The 19973-nt window shown below is 66.0% G+C and carries 16 protein-coding genes; 12 read left to right on the forward strand and 4 right to left on the reverse strand.

The features are described from left to right. The first annotated feature begins 32 nt into the window (after positions 1-32). Positions 33-746: a phosphoribosylaminoimidazolesuccinocarboxamide synthase gene (purC, locus tag ACM26W_RS04475; protein ID WP_416139658.1), complete on the forward strand. Its 714-nt coding sequence runs from the start codon at positions 33-35 to the stop codon at positions 744-746. A gap of 75 nt (positions 747-821) precedes the next feature. On the opposite strand, the gene tsaA is transcribed toward purC, so the two are convergent. Further along, positions 822-1559, reverse strand: coding sequence for a tRNA (N6-threonylcarbamoyladenosine(37)-N6)-methyltransferase TrmO (gene tsaA / locus ACM26W_RS04480; protein WP_416139659.1), 738 nt, complete (start codon positions 1557-1559; stop codon positions 822-824). Between the two features lie 99 nt (positions 1560-1658). On the opposite strand from tsaA, the gene ACM26W_RS04485 reads away from it, so the two are divergent. Next, positions 1659-2198: a GNAT family N-acetyltransferase gene (locus ACM26W_RS04485; RefSeq protein WP_416139660.1), complete on the forward strand. Its 540-nt coding sequence runs from the start codon at positions 1659-1661 to the stop codon at positions 2196-2198. A 7-nt stretch (positions 2199-2205) separates the two neighbouring features. Here the strand turns inward: ACM26W_RS04485 and nadC are convergent, their stop codons facing one another. Beyond that, complete coding sequence (gene nadC, locus ACM26W_RS04490; protein ID WP_416139661.1) at positions 2206-3066, reverse strand: carboxylating nicotinate-nucleotide diphosphorylase; 861 nt, start codon at positions 3064-3066, stop codon at positions 2206-2208. 97 nt (positions 3067-3163) lie between these two features. On the opposite strand from nadC, the gene ampD reads away from it, so the two are divergent. The 6 genes from ampD (at position 3164) to ACM26W_RS04520 (ending at position 11279) form a co-directional block, all read left to right on the forward strand. After that, positions 3164-3745 (forward strand): 1,6-anhydro-N-acetylmuramyl-L-alanine amidase AmpD, encoded by a 582-nt coding sequence (gene ampD / locus ACM26W_RS04495; RefSeq protein WP_416139662.1) that lies wholly within the window; start codon positions 3164-3166, stop codon positions 3743-3745. Between the two features lie 324 nt (positions 3746-4069). Next, positions 4070-6742: a pyruvate dehydrogenase (acetyl-transferring), homodimeric type gene (gene aceE / locus ACM26W_RS04500; protein ID WP_416139663.1), complete on the forward strand. Its 2673-nt coding sequence runs from the start codon at positions 4070-4072 to the stop codon at positions 6740-6742. Positions 6743-6799: 57 nt separating this feature from the next. Then, positions 6800-8794 carry a pyruvate dehydrogenase complex dihydrolipoyllysine-residue acetyltransferase gene (gene aceF / locus ACM26W_RS04505; protein ID WP_416139664.1) on the forward strand — a complete coding sequence of 665 codons (1995 nt, stop codon included), beginning with the start codon at positions 6800-6802 and terminating at the stop codon, positions 8792-8794. 258 nt (positions 8795-9052) lie between these two features. Continuing rightward, a complete protein-coding gene (adk, locus tag ACM26W_RS04510; RefSeq protein WP_416139665.1) occupies positions 9053-9709 on the forward strand; it encodes an adenylate kinase in 657 nt (218 codons plus the stop codon). A 104-nt stretch (positions 9710-9813) separates the two neighbouring features. Further along, positions 9814-10518: a tRNA (adenosine(37)-N6)-threonylcarbamoyltransferase complex dimerization subunit type 1 TsaB gene (gene tsaB, locus ACM26W_RS04515; protein ID WP_416139666.1), complete on the forward strand. Its 705-nt coding sequence runs from the start codon at positions 9814-9816 to the stop codon at positions 10516-10518. Positions 10519-10520: 2 nt separating this feature from the next. Beyond that, the gene (locus tag ACM26W_RS04520) at positions 10521-11279 is read left to right on the forward strand and encodes a class I SAM-dependent methyltransferase (RefSeq protein ID WP_416140814.1); all 759 of its coding nucleotides are present in this window, start codon (positions 10521-10523) and stop codon (positions 11277-11279) included. Here the strand turns inward: ACM26W_RS04520 and plsB are convergent, their stop codons facing one another. Beyond that, on the reverse strand, positions 11280-13736 hold the full coding sequence (plsB, locus tag ACM26W_RS04525) for a glycerol-3-phosphate 1-O-acyltransferase PlsB (RefSeq protein WP_416139667.1): 2457 nt from the start codon (positions 13734-13736) through the stop codon (positions 11280-11282). Between the two features lie 95 nt (positions 13737-13831). Between plsB and ACM26W_RS04530 the strand changes: the two genes are divergently transcribed. Together ACM26W_RS04530 and ACM26W_RS04535 are read left to right on the forward strand one after the other, a co-directional pair. Then, positions 13832-14953, forward strand: a complete 1122-nt coding sequence (locus ACM26W_RS04530; RefSeq protein WP_416139668.1) for a phospholipase D-like domain-containing protein — start codon at positions 13832-13834, stop codon at positions 14951-14953. 522 nt (positions 14954-15475) lie between these two features. Next, positions 15476-16240 (forward strand): PRC-barrel domain-containing protein, encoded by a 765-nt coding sequence (locus ACM26W_RS04535; protein WP_416139669.1) that lies wholly within the window; start codon positions 15476-15478, stop codon positions 16238-16240. A gap of 142 nt (positions 16241-16382) precedes the next feature. On the opposite strand, the gene ACM26W_RS04540 is transcribed toward ACM26W_RS04535, so the two are convergent. Then, on the reverse strand, positions 16383-17033 hold the full coding sequence (locus ACM26W_RS04540) for a YecA family protein (RefSeq protein WP_416139670.1): 651 nt from the start codon (positions 17031-17033) through the stop codon (positions 16383-16385). A 72-nt stretch (positions 17034-17105) separates the two neighbouring features. Here ACM26W_RS04540 and ACM26W_RS04545 point away from each other — a divergent pair, with 72 nt between their 5' ends. Together ACM26W_RS04545 and acs are read left to right on the forward strand one after the other, a co-directional pair. Next, a complete protein-coding gene (locus ACM26W_RS04545; RefSeq protein ID WP_416139671.1) occupies positions 17106-17666 on the forward strand; it encodes a SprT-like domain-containing protein in 561 nt (186 codons plus the stop codon). Positions 17667-17840: 174 nt separating this feature from the next. Further along, positions 17841-19790 (forward strand): acetate--CoA ligase, encoded by a 1950-nt coding sequence (acs, locus tag ACM26W_RS04550; RefSeq protein WP_416139672.1) that lies wholly within the window; start codon positions 17841-17843, stop codon positions 19788-19790. The last annotated feature ends 183 nt before the right edge of the window (positions 19791-19973 follow it).

Below are 19973 nucleotides of genomic sequence, written 5' to 3' on the forward strand. Positions count from 1 at the left end.
TTTCTCCCTCTCCCAAGCCTCCGGAGGCTTCCATGGAAAAGCGTAAAGAACTCTATGCCGGCAAGGCCAAGTCGGTCTTCGCCACCGATGACCCGTCCCGCGTGATCCTGCAATTCCGCGACGACACCAGCGCCTTCGACGGCGAGCGCATGGAGTCGCTGGCGCGCAAGGGCATGGTCAACAACTGCTTCAACGCCTTCATCATGGAGACGCTGGCGGCGGCGGGCATCCCGACCCACTTCGAGAAGCGCCTCTCCGACACCGAGAGCCTGGTCAAGTCGCTGACGATGATCCCGGTGGAGTGCGTGGTGCGCAATATTGCCGCCGGCGGCCTGGTCAAGCGCCTGGGGGTCACCGAGGGGCAGGCGCTCACTCCGCCGACCTTCGAGCTGTTCCTGAAGAACGATGCCCTGCACGACCCGATGATCAACGAGTCGCTGGCCGAGACCTTCGGCTGGGCCACGCCTGCGCAGCTCGCCGAGATGAAGGCGCTGACTTTCAAGGTCAACGAGGTGCTCAAGGCGCTGTTCGCCGACGGCGGCCTGCTGTTGGTGGACTACAAGCTGGAGTTCGGCCTGTTCGAGGGCGGGATCGTGCTCGGCGACGAGTTCTCCCCGGATGGCTGCCGGCTGTGGGACGCCCAGACCCGCGAGAAGCTCGACAAGGACCGCTTCCGTCAGGGCCTGGGCGGCGTGATCGAGGCCTACGAGGAAGTGGGCCGTCGGATCGGCGTCACCTTCGCCTGAGGCCGGCGTACCGAGCCGCACATGGCAATACCGCGAAGGGCCCCTCAGGGCCCTTCGTCGTGTCTGGCGGGTCGTTCACGCCGGCACGATCTCCATCACCTCCATGCACGTGGCACCCTCTGCCGCGACGGCGCGGAAGCGCACGTCCAGGTCGCGCAGGCGCACACCATAGGTGCGTGTCTCGGCGCCTTGCCGGTAGGCGGGGCGAGGATCCTGAGCCAGCACCTGAATGATCAGCTCGCCCAGAGAGTCGCTGTCGGGGCGTTCGGCCAGAGTCGCCGACGCGGCGGCGCTGAAAGCCACCGCCAACTGCGGCGGCGCCTCTGGGGCGAATCCGGCGCGGGCCTCGGGGCGTGATTCCGCCCAGGGCAGGTAGGGTTTGATATCGAGCACCGGGGTGCCGCTGACCAGGTCGGCGCCTCGCAGCACCAGGCGCACCCCGCGCCGGGTGTCGATCTCAACGAGTTCCACCAGCGACAGCCCCAGGCGATTGGGGCGGTAGGTGCTGCGGCTGGCGAATACGCCGACCTTGGCGTTGCCGCCCAGCCGCGGTGGGCGCACCAGCGGTGTCCAGCGTTCGGCGTCGGCCTGGTCGGGGCTGAGGTGAAAGACGAAGGTCAGCCACAGGTGGCTGAAATCCTCCAGGCCGCGCACCGCCAGCGGGTCGTTGAAGGGGGGCACGAGAACCAGGCTGGCTCGGGCCGCCGTCGCCAGGCCAGGCTGGCGGGGAATGCCGAACTTGTCGGGATAGTCGCTCTCGATGACGCCGATGGGCGACAGCGTGAAGCGGGGGGGAGTCGGGGCATCGATCATGGGCGGATTATGCCCGTCGCAAGGCCTGGCGGCGAGGGGATTGGCTCGACGGTTGTGCTTGTGTAGTCTTTCGGCAACGTTCACTGCCACGGAACTTTCATGAACGAGACGCTGACGCCGGCCGGCACCGAGGCCCGACGCCCCGGGAGTGCACGAATATGCTATCGCCAGGCCCGGGCACGGGACGCCGCCGATCAGGCCGAGGTCTTTCACCACGCCGTGATGCAGGGGGCCATGTCCCATTACAGCGTCGCGGAGCGGGAGGCCTGGGCATCGGCCTTGCCCCGTGACGCCAGCGCCTGGGCGGCGCGCCATGCGCTCTTCACCACCCTGGTGGCCGACTGCGACGGGCGTTGCGTAGGCTTCCTCGAGATGGACATCCCCCGTGGGCGCATCGAGACGCTCTATGTCTGGCCGTCGCTTTCGCGGCGGGGAATGGGCTCCACCCTGCTGATTCATGCCGAGCGTCTGCTGATGGAGCAGGGCCACGACTGGGCCCACATCGAGGCCAGTCTGGTGCTGGCGGAGCGCCTGGTGCGGCGCGGCTGGCAGGAAGTGGGCGAGGAGTGGGTGGAGCGCGGCGGCGAGCGGCTGTGTCGGAAACGGCTGGCGAAGCGCCTCGCCGCCGTGGAGACCTGAGTGCCCCTCAATCGACCAGGCGCATCGACAGGTCGATGGCCTTGACGTCCTTGGTCAGGGCGCCGCTGGAGATGCAGTCCACGCCGGTCTCGGCGATGGCGCGCAGGGTGGCCTCCTCGACGTTGCCCGAGGCTTCCAGGGTCGCCCGGCCGGCGGTGCGCTTGACCGCCTCGCGCATGTCATCGAGGTCGAAGTTGTCCAGCATGATGATGTCGGCGCCCGCTGCCAGGGCCTGATCCAGCTCCGCGAAGGTCTCCACCTCCACCTCCACCGGCAGGTCCCGGGCGATGCCGCGCGCCTCGCGAACCGCCGCCTCGATGCCGCCGCAGGCGGCGATATGATTCTCCTTGATCAGGAAGGCGTCCCACAGGCCAATGCGGTGGTTGTGGCCGCCGCCGCAGGTCACCGCGTACTTCTGGGCCAGTCGCATCCCCGGCAGGGTCTTGCGGGTGTCCAGCAGGCGCACGCCGGAGTCACGAATCAGTTCCACATAGTGACGGGTGCGGGTGGCGGTGGCCGAGAGGGTCTGCAGCAGGTTCAGCGCCGCGCGCTCCCCGGTGAGCAGGCTTCGGGCGGAGCCCTCGAGCTCCAGGAACACCTGGCCGGCTTCGAGGCGGTCGCCGTCGGCGGCACTCCAGCGCAGGGTCACCGTGACGTCGAGGCGCCGGAACAGTTCGTCGACCCAGGCGACGCCGCACAGCACGCACGCCTCGCGGGTGATGACCCGGGCGCGTGCGGTGGCGTCGGCGGGGATCAGCTGGGCGGTGATGTCGCCCGGGCCCAGGTCCTCGGCCAGCAGGCGGGCGGCGGCGTCGCGGATCTCTTCGCTGAGCTTGTCGTGGTAGGGCAGGGCATCCTGGTAGTCCATGCGGGGTACTCGTAGGGTTGAAGCCGGCGCCGGGTGGCCGAGGTGATCGGGGGCGTTCATTATAGGGAATCCAAGCGGGTCACGTCAGGGGAGACCGATGCCGATCAGACAGGGATGGCTCGAGGGCGCGCGGCGGGTGCCGTCACCCAACTGCGACGACCGGCCGGAGGGCGAGGTTTCGCTGCTGCTGCTGCACTCCATCAGCCTGCCGCCCGGCGAGTTCGGCGGCGAGCATATCGAGCGGTTGTTCACCAATTGTCTGGACCCTGCCGCCCACCCCTTCTTCCCCGAGATCGCCCATCTCCGGGTCTCCGCTCACCTGCTGATTCGTCGCGACGGCGAATGCGTGCAGTTCGTGCCCTTTCACCGTCGGGCCTGGCATGCCGGCCGCTCTCGCTGGTGCGACGGTCAGCGGGAGCGTACCGCGCTCAACGATTTCGCCCTCGGTATCGAGCTCGAGGGTGATGAGGTCACGCCCTATCGCCTGGGCCAGTACCGTGCGCTGGCGCGGGTGACCGTCGACCTGCTGGCGGCCTACCCGGGGCTGGACGAGACGCGCATCACCGGCCACGCTCGGGTGGCGCCGCTGAGAAAAACTGACCCCGGTCTCGCCTTCGACTGGGCCTTCTTCCGACAGCAGCTGGCTCGAGGGGCGGTGCTCGATCGGCCACTGGCCTGACGCTGTCCCATTCGAGTCGTTCGCTCGCTTCATACGGTAGTTTACTTACAACTGCTTGACCTTGGTCGAATTACTCATGCCTAATGCTTGCTAACTCATTGTGTTGCGGTGCGATAATCAATATCTGGAAGCTTTTCCCAAAAAAGCCTGAATTGGCAGTTCAGCCTCTTTGCGGTATCTTCCACCCAGAAACGGCGGCTTGTATGCGTCGTCATGTAAGAAAACTACACAATGTCAGGCGGCGTGACTCTCTCTGGCGAGAGTACGCCCAGATGCCCGCACAAGCGGGTGGACGCTACACCATGTCATTCGGAGAAACGTCATATGAGTCTGGAGGCAAGAGAGGATCTCGATCCGGTCGAGACCACGGAGTGGCTGGAATCCCTGGAATCGGTGCTGGATCGCGAGGGCGACGAGCGCGCCCGGTTCCTGTTGACCCGCCTGGCGGATCGCCTGCGCCGCGACGGGACCCAGCCTCCCTTCTCGGTGACAACCCCGCATCGCAACTCCATTCCGGTGCACCGTGAGGCGCCACTACCGGGCGATCTGTTCATGGAGCGGCGGATTCGCTCGCTGGTCCGTTACAACGCCATCGCCCAGGTGATTCGCAACAACCGGGCAAACCCGGGGCTCGGTGGTCATATCGCCAGTTTCATGTCGGCGGCGACCCTTTATGATGTGGGCTTCAACCACTTCTTCCGCGCGCCGAACGGCGATTTCGAAGGTGACCTGGTCTACATCCAGGGCCATGTGGCGCCGGGCGTATACGCTCGTTCTTACCTGCTGGGGCGTCTCTCCGAAGAGCAGATGGACAAGTTCCGCCAGGAGGTCGATGGCGATGGCCTGTCATCCTATCCCCACCCCTGGTTGATGCCGGACTTCTGGCAGTTCCCCACGGTATCCATGGGTCTCGGCCCGATACAGGCCATCTATCAGGCCCACGTGATGAAGTACCTTCATTCACGTGAAATGAAGGACATGCACGACCGCAAGATCTGGTGCTTCATGGGCGACGGCGAGTGCGATGAGCCGGAATCGCTGGGCGCCATCCACCTGGCCAGCCGCGAGAAACTCGACAACCTGATCTTCGTCATCAACTGCAACCTGCAGCGTCTCGACGGCCCGGTGCGCGGAAATGGTCGCATCATGGACGAGCTCGAGGGCGTCTTCCGCGGTGCCGGCTGGAACGTGCTCAAGGTCGTCTGGGGCCGCCTGTGGGACCCGCTCTTCGAGAAGGACAAGAAGGGCATCCTGCAGAAGCGCATGGATGAGGCGGTCGACGGCGAGTATCAGAATTACAAGGCGAACGGCGGCGCCTATACCCGTGAGCATTTCTTCGGCAAGTACCCGGAAACCGCCGAGATGGTCAAGGATATGTCCGATGAGGACATCTGGAAGCTCAACCGCGGCGGCCACGACCCGTTCAAGGTCTATGCGGCCTACCATGAGGCCACCCATACCACCAATGGCCGGCCCACGGTGATCCTGGCGCACACCGTCAAGGGTTATGGCATGGGTAGCGGCGACGGTGAGGCCGCCAACGAGGCCCACCAGGTCAAGACCATGGAATACGAGGCGCTGAAGACGTTCCGCGACCGCTTCGGCATTCCGTTGAACGACGAGCAGCTCAAGGAAGTGCCGTACTACAAGCCGGAGGACGACTCCCCCGAGCTCAAATACATGCATCTCCAGCGCGAGCGACTCGGTGGCTTCGTGCCGAGCCGGCGCAGCGACTTCGAGGCGCTGGACATTCCGCCGCTGGATGACAAGATCTTCGCCTCTCAGACCGGCGGCTCCAAAGGCCGTGAAGTGTCTACCACCATGGCCTTCGTACGCGTGCTGAACGGCCTGGTCAAGCACAAGGAGCTCGGTCCTCGGGTGGTGCCGATCATTCCCGATGAGGCCCGCACATTCGGCATGGAGGGGATGTTCCGCCAGCTCGGGATCTACACGTCGGAAGGCCAGAAATACGAGCCGGTGGACAAGGGCCAGATCATGTTCTACCGCGAGGATCAGAAGGGCCAGATCCTCGAGGAAGGCATCACCGAGGCTGGCGCCATGTCGGCCTGGATCGCCGCGGCGACCTCCTACTCCAATAACAACATCACGCTGCTGCCGTTCTACGTCTACTACTCCATGTTCGGCTTCCAGCGCATCGGTGACCTGGCCTGGGCGGCCGGCGACCTGCAGGCCCGTGGCTTCCTGGTCGGCGGCACCGCCGGGCGCACCACCCTCAACGGCGAGGGCCTGCAGCACCAGGACGGCCACAGCCACCTGCTGGCCTCCACGATTCCCAACTGCCGCAGCTACGACCCGACCTATGCCCACGAGGTGGCGGTGATCGTCCAGGACGGCCTGAAGCGCATGTTCGCCGACAAGGAGAACTGTTTCTACTACCTGACGGTAATGAACGAGAACTACGAGCATCCTGAGCTCGATACGGTGCCTGCCGAAGACATCATCAAGGGCATGTACCTGCTGCGCGAGACCCAGGGCGACAAGGGTCGTGTCCAGTTGATGGGCTCCGGCACCATCCTGCGCGAGGTCGAGGCGGCCGCCGAGCTGCTGCGCGACGACTGGGGCATCGGCGCCGATATCTGGAGCGTGACCAGCTTCAACGAGCTGCGCCGCGAGGCGCTGGCGCTGGACCGCGAGGCCTTCCTCAACCCCGAGGCGGAGCCGGGCAAGCCCCATGTGACCCGCTGCCTCGAGGGCCGCGAAGGGCCGGCGATTGTCTCCACCGATTACATGCGGCTGTTTGCCGACCAGGTGCGCGCCTGGGTGCCTACTGAGTACCACGTGCTGGGCACCGATGGTTATGGCCGCTCCGATACCCGCGAGAAGCTGCGCCACTTCTTCGAGGTCGATCGCTTCTTCGTGACGGTGGCCGCCCTCAAGGCCCTGGCCGAGCGTGGCGAACTGGATCGCAAGGTGGTCGGCGAAGCCCTCGAGAAGTACGGCATCGACCCGACCAAGCCCAATCCGCTGACCGACTGATCCGCAAGCGGCGGGCCTGGCGGCCCGCCCCAGGTACGAGTTTGAAGGAGCGCGACCTTGAGTAGCGAAATCATCAAAGTTCCCGACATCGGCGGCAGCGAGGATGTCGAAATCATCGAGATCGCGGTGTCCGAAGGTGACGTGATCGCCGCCGAGGACACCCTGATCACCCTGGAGTCCGACAAGGCCAGCATGGATGTGCCTTCGCCCAAGGGCGGCAAGGTCATCAAGGTGCTGGTGAAGGAGGGCGACACCGTCTCCGAAGGCGATGATATCGTCGAGCTGGAGGCCGAGGGTGCCGGCGGTGGCGACAGCAGTGGCGAGAGCGAGACACCGGCCAGGTCCGAGCCTGCCTCCGAGCAGGCCACCGAGCCCTCCGCCGAGAAGCCTGCGGCCAAGGCCGGCGGCGGCAAGCGCACCGTGGAGATCAAGGTGCCTGACCTGGGTGGCTCCAGCGACGTGGAGATCATCGAGGTGGCCGTGGCCGAGGGCGACGAGGTCGCTGCCGAGGATACCCTGATCACCCTGGAGTCCGACAAGGCCTCCATGGACGTGCCGAGCCCGCAGGCGGGCAAGCTGGTCTCACTGACGGTGAAGGAGGGCGATACCGTCTCCGAAGGCGATGTGATCGGCACCATGGAGATCGCCGGCGAGGGGGGCGGCGACGCCGAGTCCGCCGCCGAAGCGTCCGAGCCCGAGGCCGCCTCGCCCGAGCCTGAAGAAAAGCAGGAAGAGGCCGGCTCCGGCGAGCCCGAGCGCCGAGAAATCCGCGTACCGGACCTCTCCGGCTCCTCCGATGTGCCGATCATCGAGATCGCCGCGGCCGTCGGTGACGAGATCAACGAGGAAGACCCGCTGATCACCCTGGAGTCCGACAAGGCCTCCATGGACGTGCCGAGCCCCTACAAGGGCAAGCTGCTCGAGGTCACCGTCAAGGAGGGCGACACCGTCTCCGAGGGTGATCTGATCGGCTATATGGAGGTGGCCGGTGCGGCCAAGCCGAAGTCCGCCGAGTCGAAGGCCCAAGCACCGAAGACCGAGGGAACGAAGGCCGAGAAGTCCACGCCGACCCCGAGCGGCAGACCGAGCCCCGAAGCCGAGATGGCCGCCCACAAGCCCCGCGATGGCAAGCTGGTCCACGCCGGCCCGGCGGTACGCATGCTGGCCCGCGAGCTGGGCGTCGATCTCGGCCTGGTCAAGCCCAGCGGCCCGAAGGAGCGGGTGCTCAAGGAGGACGTCAACGCCTACGTCAAGCAGGTGATGGCCAACCAGGGCAAGGCCCAGGCATCGGTCGGCGCCCCGGCGGCTGGCGGCTCCGGTATTCCGCCCATCCCGGACCAGGACTTCAGCCAGTTCGGCGAGGTGGAAGAGAAGCCCATGGGTCGCCTGATGAAGATGGGCGCCACCAACCTGCACCGCAGCTGGGTCAACCTGCCCCACGTTACCCAGTTCGACGAGGCCGACATCACTGAGCTGGAGGCCTTCCGCAAGTCGATGAAGGCCGAGGCGGAGGCCCAGGGGGCCAAGCTCACGCCGCTGCCCTTCCTGGTCAAGGCGTGCGCCTATGCGCTGCGCCAGTACCCGCAGTTCAACGTCAGCCTCCGTGCCGACGGCGAGACGCTGGTGTGGAAGAAATACGTCCATATCGGCCTCGCCGTGGACACCCCGGACGGCCTGATGGTGCCGGTGATCCGCGATGCGGATAAAAAGTCGCTGATCGACATCGCCAAGGAGTCCGTGGAGCTGGCCAAGAAGGCGCAGACCAAGAAGCTCAAGCGCGAGGAGATGACCGGGGGCTGTTTCACCATCTCCAGCCTGGGTTCCATCGGTGGCACTGCCTTCACGCCCATCGTCAATGCCCCGGAGGTCGCCATTCTTGGCATCTCCAAGGCGTCGATGAAACCGGTGTGGGACGGCAAGGCCTTCGAGCCGCGGCTGATGATGCCGCTGTGCTTGTCCTATGATCACCGGGCGGTCAACGGGGCCGATGCGGCGCGCTTCACCGCGCTGCTGGCCCAGCTGCTGAGCGATATTCGCCGCCTGCTGCTCTGACCCTTCGACCCTGCTCGGCGGTTCTGGCAACAATACGACGGCGCCTGCGGGCGCCGTCGTTTTTGTCGGTGGGTCTAGCGCTATGGTCGCCAGACCAAAGTGTTATTTGTATCTTAGTGTATTGATTTTAATGGATTTTTATCCGGGCCAGGAGGTGGGGTAGAGGGGCGGCGCTTGTGCCCGACCCGGGCCGCGGTTATCGTTCCACTCCAACCGTTTCTTCACTACTGACAGCCACTTGTACTTGAGGACAAGAACATGCGATTGATCCTGTTGGGCGCCCCGGGTGCCGGCAAGGGCACCCAGGCCCAGTTCATCTGCGAGCGCTTCAACATCCCGCAGATCTCCACCGGCGACATGTTGCGTGCCGCCGTCAAGGAGGGTAGCGAACTGGGGGTCAAGGCCAAGGAGATCATGACCAGCGGTGGCCTGGTGTCCGATGACATCATCATCGGCCTGGTGAAGGAGCGCATCAGCCAGCCCGACTGCGAGAGCGGCTTTCTGTTCGACGGCTTCCCGCGCACCCTTCCCCAGGCCGATGCCATGAAGGAAGCGGGCGTCAAGCTGGACCATGTGCTGGAGATCGCCGTGGAGGACGAGGAGATCGTCAAGCGCCTGGCCGGCCGCCGCGTGCACCCGGGCTCAGGCCGTGTCTATCACGTCGAGTACAATCCGCCCAAGGAAGCCGGCAAGGATGACGTCACCGGCGAGGCACTGATCCAGCGCGATGACGACCGCGAGTCCACCGTGCGCAACCGCCTGGCGGTCTACCACGAGCAGACCGCGCCGCTGGTTGATTACTATCAGGCCTGGGCCGAGCAGGATCCGGAAGCCGCGCCGACCTACCACCGCGTGGAGGGCGTCGGCAGCGTCGACGATATCAAGGCGCAGGTGCTCAAGGCGCTGGAGGGCTGAGCCCCTCGCTCCGATCACTCCGATGGCCCGCCCTGGCGGGCCATCGTCGTTTGCGCTCCCGCCACGTATAATGAGCCCCCTTTCTACCCTGCGATGGTGTCGCCATGTCGATCCTGCTGGCCCTGGATGCCTCCTCGAGCGCCTGCTCCGCCGCCCTGCTGTGCCGCCGCGCGGGCGCCGACGATGAACTGCTCTCACGCTTCGAGATGGCGCCGCGGGCCCACACACGCCGGCTGCTGCCCATGGTCGACGAGGTGCTGGCCGAGGCCGGTGTGCGTCCGGCGGAGCTTGACGCCGTGGCCTACGGCCGCGGGCCGGGCTCCTTCACCGGCCTGCGCATCGCCGCCGGCGCCGCCCAGGGGTTGGCCTACGGCCTCGACCGCCCGCTCATCGGGGTCTCCACCCTGGCGGCCCTGGCCCTGGGCGCCCACCGCCGCCACCACTTCCGCTGGATGGTCACCGCCCTGGACGCGCGCATGGGCGAGATCTACGTGGCGGCCTGGCAGTGCCGCGACGGCTTGCCGGAGCCACTCCTCGAGGAGGCGGTGATGTCCCCGGAGCGTCTGCGTCTGCCGGCCGGCCACGACGACCACGACTGGGTCGGCATCGGCTCCGGCTGGGGGCTGTGGGAGCAGATGCCCGCCGAGGTACAGGCGGGGCTCAGCCAGCGCCTGCCGGAGGCAGAGGCCGATGCCGCCGATATGGCGCTGCTGGCCATGGCCGAACTGGAAGCGGGCGGCGGCCAGCCGGCTCATCGGGTGCAGCCGGTCTATCTGCGCAACGAGGTGGCCTGGAAGAAGGCCCGGTGAGTGTGCTGCCGCCGGTGGCCGTTCGCGGCGAGACGCTGACCACCCTGGCCGAGCGCCTGGGGCTGCCCCTGGGGGGCGAGGCGGAACTCCTGCTTGAGTGTCGCGATGGCCGCCTGGTGCTGGCCGGTGACGAGAAGCGCTACGGGCACCCGCTGGCGGTGGAGTTCACCTCCGGGAAGGCAGACCATCGGCGCCGCTTCGGGGGCGGGCGCGGCCAGCTCATCGCGCGGGCCTGCGGGCTCGCTCAGGGAGTGACGCCCTCGGTGGTGGACGCCACGGCAGGCCTGGGGCGCGACGCCTTCGTGCTGGCGGGCCTGGGTGCGCCGGTGCTGCTGGTGGAGCGAGTGGCGGCGGTCTTCGCCCTGCTCGAGGATGGCCTGGTCCGCGCCCTGAGGAACGTCGAGACCGCCGATATCGCCGCCCGCATGCGCCTGGTGCACGGCGATGCCGCCACGGAGCTCGAGGCCCTGGTGGTGGCGGCTGACTTCCCCCCCCAGGTGATTCACCTGGACCCGATGTTTCCCCACCGCGACAAGTCGGCGCTGGTCAAGAAGGAGATGCGGCTGTTCCGCACCCTGGCCGGCGACGACGAGGACGCCCCACGGCTGCTGGAGGCGGCCCTGGATGTGGCCACCCACCGTGTGGTGGTCAAGCGCCCGCGCAAGGCGCCGCCCATCGAGGGGCCGGTCCCCCGACACGTGATCGAGGGCAAGACCAGCCGCTATGACCTCTACGTGCACCGGGCGCTCAAGGCGGGCTGATCAAGCCTGGCGGGTCACCAGTTGCAACCGGTGGCGCAGGGCGGGGTCGAACAGTCGGCGCGAGTGACTGGCGGCCTCGCAGAGCCGGTCGTCGTAGACCAGGCACTCCTCCTCGCGCCACAGCCAGCCCTCCTGCTCCAGGCTCTCCACCAGGCTGACGAACAGCCGCGTATCGAAGAACTCCGGGGCGTCACGCCCCGAGAGCAGCGCCAGACGCTCGGCCAGCTGGCGCCCCTGGTCGGCCAGCGCCTCGGGGGTGAGGCGGCCTGGGCCGGCGTCGAGCAGCACGGCAAGCAGCAGGTAGCCGCGCTCCAGCGATGGCTGCATCAGCTGGCCCAGCAGGTCGAGGCACTCGCCGGCTTCCAGCGGCTCCACTCGGCGCTGCCATCCCGACGCGCTGCGCGCCAGCAGCCCCAGTTCGGTGAGTCCCCCCAGCATGGCGAAGAGTGCCTCGCGCAGGGAGGTGGGGGGTGCCACCATCAGCTCCCGGGCTAGGATCGGCCAGCCGGGGGCGAGCAGCCCTTCCAACTCGTCCAGAGCGTGGGCCGGCTGGTGGCGGAAGGCGAAGGCGGTGAGCCCGGCCAGGGCGAAGAGGTGCAGGACGTTGTTGCGGTACCAGCCGAGCAGGGGGGTCTGGGTGGCGTCGGCCAGCACGATGTCGCCCAGCGGGTGTTCGCGCCGCTGCACCATGCCCAGCGCCAGGGCCTGGTCGATCCACTCCGCCGGCGTGCCCGGTGGCAGGCTGGCATGGGCGGCGCCTGGCAGTCGTCGTTGCAGCTCGGCGAGCAGGTCGAGCTGGCGTTCCAGCAGGCGCGCCTCGATGGCGTGGTGGGGCGTGGCCAGCAGCGCCAGGGCCACCAGGTTGATGGGGTTGAGGGCCGCAGCGGCGTTGATGCGCCGGCAGAGGGTCTCGCCGAGACGCGGCACCACCTCGCCGAGCCAGGCCGGACGGGTCTCCCGGGCCTTTCGCCAGCCGCTGCCCAGCTCGCCATCCAGGAAGTCGGCCAGCAGCAGCGGCTCGCCTACGCTGACCGAGACCCGGCCGAAGGGCTGGCGCAGCTGGCCCAGCACCCGCAACAGGGCCAGGGGGCTCTCCTTGCGCTTCCTGCCGCCGCGCAGCTCGCGCTGGTAGCTGGCGTTCTCGATGATCCGCTCGTAGTTGATATGGACCGGAACGAAGGCCAGCGGCTGGTAGTGGCCTGTGGCGGCGCTGCGCAGGAAGGAGCGCAGGGTCATGGCCAGCATGCCGGCACGCGCCGGCAGCATGCGTCCGCTGCGCGAGCGGCCGCCTTCAATGAAGTACTCCAGCGGGTGGCCCCGCGAGATCAGTCGGTGCAGGTACTCGTTGAATACCGCGCCATAGAGACGGTTGTCGCGGAAGCTGCGGCGCAGGAAGAAGGCCCCGCAGCGGCGCAGCAGCGGGCCGACCAGTGGCATGTCGAGGTTGCGGCCGGCGGCGATGTGGGGCGGCATCAGGCCATCCTGGTAGAGCACATAGGAGAGCAGCAGGTAGTCGATGTGGCTGCGGTGGCAGGGCACGTAGACCAGGGTATGGTCGCCGGCCAGCGCCTTGACCCGTTCCAGGCCGCGTACATCGACCCCGTCGTAGAGCCGGTTCCACAGCCGACGCAGCAGGCCGTCCATGAAGCGCAGCACCGGATAGGTCATGTTGGAGGAGATCTCGCGGCCATAGCGCAGGGCGCGACGCTGCAGTCGCTCCGCCGAGGGGCGTCCCTCGGCGGCCAGCGCCTCGACCACCTCGCGGACCTCGGGACTCCTGGCCACCCCCTCGATCAGGGTGCGCCGGTGGGAGAGGTCGGGGCCCAGCACCCGGGTACGCACCCGGCGGAAATGCACCCGCAGCAGCCGCGCCGCCTTGCGGTTGGTCAGGGCGGCACCCGGTTGGGCGGGGTCGATCAGGTCGCCAAGGCGCAGCGGGGCGCCGAAGTGGATCTCCACGCTGCGGCGATTGACCAGGATCGAGAGCAGGCGGCGCAGCCGCCCGGTGAGCCGCCAGCTATCCGCGGCCACCATCCGCCAGAAGCCGAAGCGCTTGCCCGGGGCGCGCCCCCAGAAGACGCTCACCGGCACGAGCTGGACCTCACGGCCGGCCTCGGCCAGGCGCTGCTCGATCAGCGGCAGGAAGGGGGCCTCGGGGCGGGGGCGGCGCCGCCACAGACGGCGTCGCGGTGCCGGCAGGGCGAGGCAGGCCGCCAGTTCCACCTCGCCGATTCGCCGCCGCCCACCCGCAAGGGGCAGGCCGTGCTGGCGGGTCAGTGAGGCCAGCAGGAAGGTGTCGCTGACGGCCGGGCGCGGTAGTACATAGAGCACCGGCAGGCTCGGCTCGAGCGCCAGCGCCTCGGGGGCGGGCTCGATCAGGCGCGGCTGGACCCAGGCGGCGATCAGCCGGGTCATCAGCGCGTGCAGGGGAGTGGTGAGAAGGTGCCGCAAGGCCATCCGTTTGCCCCGACGCAGGAAAGGGAAGGAAAAGGCCAGTATAGTCTCCGGGAAGGCCTCGGGTCAGGCCTGCTTCCCAGGACAGGGAGTCTGCCATGCACGGGATCTGGAGAGACGGCAACCACTTCGAGCTGCTGCCCGAGGCGAGCCGCTTCCTGCCGGCCATGTTCGAGGCGCTGGAGGGTGCCGAGTCGTCGATCCTGATCGAGCTCTATCTGATGGAGTCGGGGCGCCTGGCGTCGGCACTGATCGGTGCCTTGGAGAAAGCCGCGAAGCGCCGCGTCACGGTGATGCTGCTGCTCGACGGCTACGGCGCCATGGGGCTCTCGAGCGAGGATCGCGAGCGCCTGGAGGCCGGCGGCGTGGCGCTGCGCTTCTTCAATCCGCTGGGCTTTCACTCCCTGGCCCGCAACCTGACCCGGGACCATCGCAAACTGGTGGTAGTGGACGGTCGGGTCGCCTTCACCGGTGGCTTCGGCGCCGTGGACGAGTTCCTAGACGCCTGGTACGAGGTGGCCCTGCGCATGGAAGGGCCGGTGGTGGCCGACTGGGTGCGGCTGTTCTGCCGACTGTGGGACTCGCCGCTGACCCGCGGCAGCGGGTCAGCGGGGCTGGTGCACGGGCTCTCCACCGAGACCCGCCAGGCCGAGGGCTACCGCGGCATGGCCGGACGGGTGGTGTGGGGGCAGGGCTATCGCTACCAGGCGATCCGCCATTCCCTGCATCGCCGGGTCTCCGGCGCCCGCCAGCGCATCTGGATCTGCACCCCCTACTTCGTGCCCACCTTCAGCCTGCGTTTGCGCCTGGCCCGGGCCGCCCGCCGCGGCGTGGACGTACAGCTGCTGCTGCCGGGCGAAGCCCATGATCACCCCGGGGTGCGCTACGCCGGCCAGCGCTTCTATGGCCGGCTGCTCAAGGCCGGGGTGCGCATTCACGAGTTCCAGCCCACCTTCATCCACGCCAAGTTCTCGCTGGTCGATGACTGGGTGAGCCTGGGCTCCTGCAATTTCGACCACTGGAGCCTGCACTGGAACCTGGAGGCGAATCAGGAGGTGGCCGATCGACGCCTGGCGACCGAGGTGGCAGAGCTGTTCGAGCGCAACTTTGCCGCCAGCCACGAGATCGACCTTCAGGCCTGGTCACGGCGTCCGCGCTGGCAGCGGCTCAAGGAGTGGCTGTACGGCAGCCTGGATGGAATGCTCACACGTCTTCGATAGCACTTGGTGCGACTATATTTTCAGCGACAGAGCCGGCCTGCCGGGTAAGCCACCGGTCGGCTATTGACGTTGACATGAGCGAGGACCGGTTGCTATTGGATCGATAATCCGTCGTCGAGATGCGCTGCTTTCCAATCGGTGTGCATGCCGTGAGGGAGCCCGTTCCTTCCGGCTTTCGTGGTTGATCATGATTCACGATGGCAGCCTATGTATACCCGTATTTTTCATCTCTTATGGAACATTAGGTTATGTTTGCTGGCGCACAGAAAAACTTGCCCTTACCTCCTATGCTCAAGCAGGAGTATCAAGGGAAGTGCCTGAGTAAGCATATTGCATCGTGCGCCACAGGGAATGTGGTGCCTCCGCCGTAGTGGCCGTAGTGGCCGTAGTGATTGTTGGTAAACAGTAAAGATAATTTTACGTGGAATATTGCCTTGATTGTCTCGCTATTTCGGCCAACGAACAGGAAAATTTTTCCTTGGCAATCATGGTTCAAGGTAAAAAATCAAGTAGGAGAAGAGCATGAAAAAGACAGCAATTGCCATCGCAGTTGGCGCCCTGAGTCTCGGGCTTTCCCAGGGACTCCTGGCCCAGAATCAGGATGCAGAGCTCGATGAGCAGAAACAGATGACACAGGAAGGCTCGCAGGGTCAGGGACCCGAGGTGCGCGTCGAGGGTGAGTCAGCCGACGTTTCTGTTGAGCAGGAGCCGGCCGAAATTCAAGTTGAGCAACAGCCGCCGAGCGTAACCGTCGAGCAACAGGCGCCGCAAGTTACCATTGAGCAGCCGGATCCCGACGTCACTGTCGAACAGGCCGACCCCAACGTCACGGTCGAAGAGACGGGTGAAGCCAGCGTCGAGGTCGAGCGCGCCCAAGATGTCGACGCCCAGATGCGTGACACGGATCAGCAGGATCAAGCCCAACAGGATCGTGATCAGACTTCCCGCGATCGGGACTCTGAGGGCAGTGACCTGATGAGCATGAAAGTCGGCGATATCGAAGGTTATACCATCTATAGCCGAGAAGACGGTGAAGAGATCGGTGACGTCGATCGCGTGGTTCGCGACACTCAGAATAACGATATCTATGTCGTGGTTACCAAAGGAGGCTTCCTCGGTTTCGGCAAGGACGAGTTTGGCTACAAATTGAATAATGTAGATATTCGTGGGGATGAGGAACTCGTAGTCCGCTCAGGCGATGACGGTGTTTCCGGGGATTATGGCAGCGACCAGTATGAGGATGTAGACGGGGGCCAGACCCTCCGTGAGGCTATGCAAGGTAACTAAATGTTTCTTGTAGGTAGCGCGGCTTCGGCCGCGCTTTTTTTTGAGCTTGTTTTACGCCTCTATGGTCTTGTTGCCATCGCCGTGCCAGGTAAGGCTTCGTCGTCGGCGTATCACCCAAGGTGACAAGTTATATGCTCGGGGCTTACGGATTGCGTCTATGTCCAACTCGCCCGGCAGGCTTTTTCCTGCGCGGCATCGGCTTGGGGGTCTCCGGCGGCACCCGGTAATGCAGGTAGAGGTCGAGCACCAGCTCGGGCAACTGGCGTACCAGCGCCTCCAGGCGCGTGCCATCGCCGACGAACTCGGCCATGTCGGGCTCGTCGTCGAACAGTCCGGAGAGCGCCATGAAGGGCAGCAGCAGGGCGGCGGCGGCCTCCTCATCCTCCTCGAACCAGGAAGCCTCGTCCAGGAACACCCCCTCCATGAAGCCGGCACACCAGTCGCCGATGGGCGTCTCCTCGGCGGGCAGGTCGTCCAGGGTGAGCTCGAAGGGAAGCTCCGGCAGCTGCCCCTGCTCCAGGGCGGCGATGGCGTTGCGGCGCAGCTGCTCGAGCAGCCCGAGGATCTCCTCACGCTCGCGGGCGTCATGGAAATCCGGCTCGCCCTGAAACAGCTCCGCCACCCAGGCGGCCGGATCGGCCTCGCTGGGCGCCACCGCCAGGGCCACCAGGAAACCGTGGCTGCCGATCAGGTCCAGGGCGTCCTCGCCGACCCGGTAGGAGGCCAGGAAGTCATCCAGGCGGTCGAGCTGATCATCGTCGAGCAGGGGTTCGGGCTGGGGGGTATCGGACATCGTCACTCTCGCGGACAGGAGGGCAGGAACGGCGCTTTACGCCTGGCGGACGAGAGGCCATTCTAGCACCCCATGAACCGACCCGCGCTGCCCACCCCCGACCTCGATCGCCTCGCCACCCTCGAGGGCGAGGCGTTGCTTGCCGTCCTGCATGAGCGGGTGGAGGCCGCCTGGCGACTCTGCCATGAGGTGCATCCGGGGCTTCCGCGGCCCCGGGTCTGGTGCGACCTGCGCGGGAAGGGCGCCGGGCAGGCCCACTTCGGTCGCGGTGGGCTACGCTTCAACCCGGTGCTCTACGCCGAGAATCGTCGCGAGTTCCTGGTGGAGGTGGTGCCCCACGAGATGGCTCACTGGCTGGTCCACCATCTGGAGGATGGCCACCGGGCCCGTCCCCACGGCCGCGAGTGGCAGACCGTGATGCGGGGACTGTTCGGCCTGGCGCCTCGCACTACCCACCGCTTCGATACCGGCCGCGCCAGTCCGTCCCCCCACCGCTACGCCTGCGACTGCCGCGAGCACGCCTTCAGCGCCCGGCGCCATGCGCTGGTGCGGCAGGGGCAGCGTTATCGCTGCCGTCACTGCGCTCAGACCTTGGTCTATCTTGGTTGGGAGGTGTTTAAAAATACTACTTAACCAATTGTTATTTAAAGGGAATTCGTTCATACCAATGTCTAAGAGGAAGTAGGGGCGGGCGGGAGTATGCTGAGCCCATCTTAAATAGCGTCGGCCATCCTCCACACAATCCCAAGGCAAGGTTGGCAGGCTACACTCATCTGACGGGGCCATCCCAAGAACAGAGGCACTTCCATGAGCGATCAACAGAACGTCTATCCGGTGCGCGATGACATCGCCGCCAAGGCCTGGGCCGACAAGGCGAAGTATCAGGCGATGTACCAGCAGTCCGTGGACGACCCGGATGCCTTCTGGGCCGAGCAGGCCAAGCGCATCGACTGGGTCAAGGCGCCCACCAAGATCAAGCACACCAACTTCGATCCGCACAACGTGGACATCCGCTGGTTCGAGGACGGCAGCCTAAATGTCAGCGCCAACTGTCTCGATCGCCACCTGGAAGCGCGGGGCGATCAGACCGCCATCATCTGGGAAGGCGACAACCCCGATGAGTCCGAGCACATCAGCTACCGTGATCTCCACGCGCGTACCTGCAAGCTGGCCAATGCCCTGAAAGAGCTGGGCATCGGCAAGGGCGACGTGGTCACCCTCTACATGCCGATGATCCCCGAGGCCGCCGTGGCCATGCTGGCTTGTGCTCGCATCGGTGCGGTGCACTCCGTGGTCTTCGGTGGCTTCTCCCCCGATGCCGTGGCCCAGCGGGTGATCGGCGCCAACTCCAAGCTGGTGATCACCGCCGATGAGTCCGTTCGTGGCGGCAAGCAGGTGCCGCTCAAGGACAACGTCGACGCGGCCCTGACCCGTCCAGGTACCGAAGTCTGCGAGAAGGTGCTGGTGGTCAAGCGCACCGGCGGCGAGATCGAATGGAAGGATGGCCGCGACGTCTGGTACGGCGAGCTGGTCGAGAAGCAGTCCGCCGACTGCCCGGCCGAGGAGATGAACGCCGAGGATCCCCTGTTCATCCTCTACACCTCCGGCTCCACCGGTGCGCCCAAGGGCCTCAAGCACACGACCGGTGGCTACCTGGTCTACGCCAGCCTGACCCACCAGTATGTGTTCGACTATCAGGATGGTGATATCTACTGGTGCACCGCGGACGTGGGCTGGGTCACCGGCCACAGCTACATTGTCTACGGTCCGCTGGCCAACGGTGGTACCACCCTGATGTTCGAGGGCGTGCCCAGCTATCCGACCCATGGCCGCATGGGCGATATCGTCGACAAGCACAAGGTCAACATTCTCTACACCGCACCCACCGCCATCCGCGCTCTGATGGCTCATGGCGACAGCGTGATGGACTCCAGCCAGCGCGACACCCTGCGCATCCTCGGGTCGGTGGGTGAGCCCATCAACCCCGAGGCCTGGGACTGGTTCTACCGGGTGATCGGTAATTCCAAGTGCCCGATCGTCGACACCTGGTGGCAGACCGAGACCGGCGGCATCATGATCACGCCGCTGCCCGGTGCCACGGATCTCAAGCCCGGTTCTGCCACCCTGCCATTCTTCGGCGTTCAGCCGGCGCTTTTCGACAGCGAGGGCAACACCCTCGAGGGCGCCGTGGAGGGCAACCTGGTGCTCACCGACTCCTGGCCGGGTCAGGCACGCTCCATCTGGGGTGACCATGAGCGCTTTACCCAGACCTATTTCTCCACCTACAAGGGCGTCTACTTTACCGGTGACGGCTGCCGTCGCGATGAAGATGGCTACTACTGGATCACCGGTCGCGTCGACGACGTGCTCAACGTCTCTGGCCACCGCATGGGGACCGCCGAGATCGAATCCTCCCTGGTGGCCCACGATGCCGTGGCCGAGGCCGCCGTGGTGGGCTTCCCCCACGACATCAAGGGCCAGGGTATCTACATCTATGTGACCCTGAACGGCGATGTGGAGCCCACCGACGAGCTCAAGAAGGAGCTGACCCAGTGGGTGCGCAAGGATATCGGTCCGATCGCCTCGCCGGACGTCATTCAGTGGGCCCCGGGCCTTCCGAAGACACGCTCCGGCAAGATCATGCGACGCATCCTTCGCAAGATCGCCGCCAATGAGTGCGACGGCCTGGGCGATACCAGCACACTGGCCGATCCGAGTGTGGTCGATGAGCTGATCGAGAATCGCGCCGTGCGCTGATACGCGCTGCGCTACTCTCTTGCAGAGCCGGCCTTCGTGGCCGGCTTTTTTGCGCTTGACGGACAATATTGTCGACAATGTTGTCGGAGCGCTTGGGAATCGCCTCTGCCATGGGGTAACATGCCCCACAGTCATATAAGACCCCGAGTGGCGGTCCACGCCCGCTGCCAGAGGAACCGGAGG

The organism is Halomonas sp. HK25, from assembly GCF_047795635.1.
Classification (GTDB): domain Bacteria; phylum Pseudomonadota; class Gammaproteobacteria; order Pseudomonadales; family Halomonadaceae; genus Halomonas.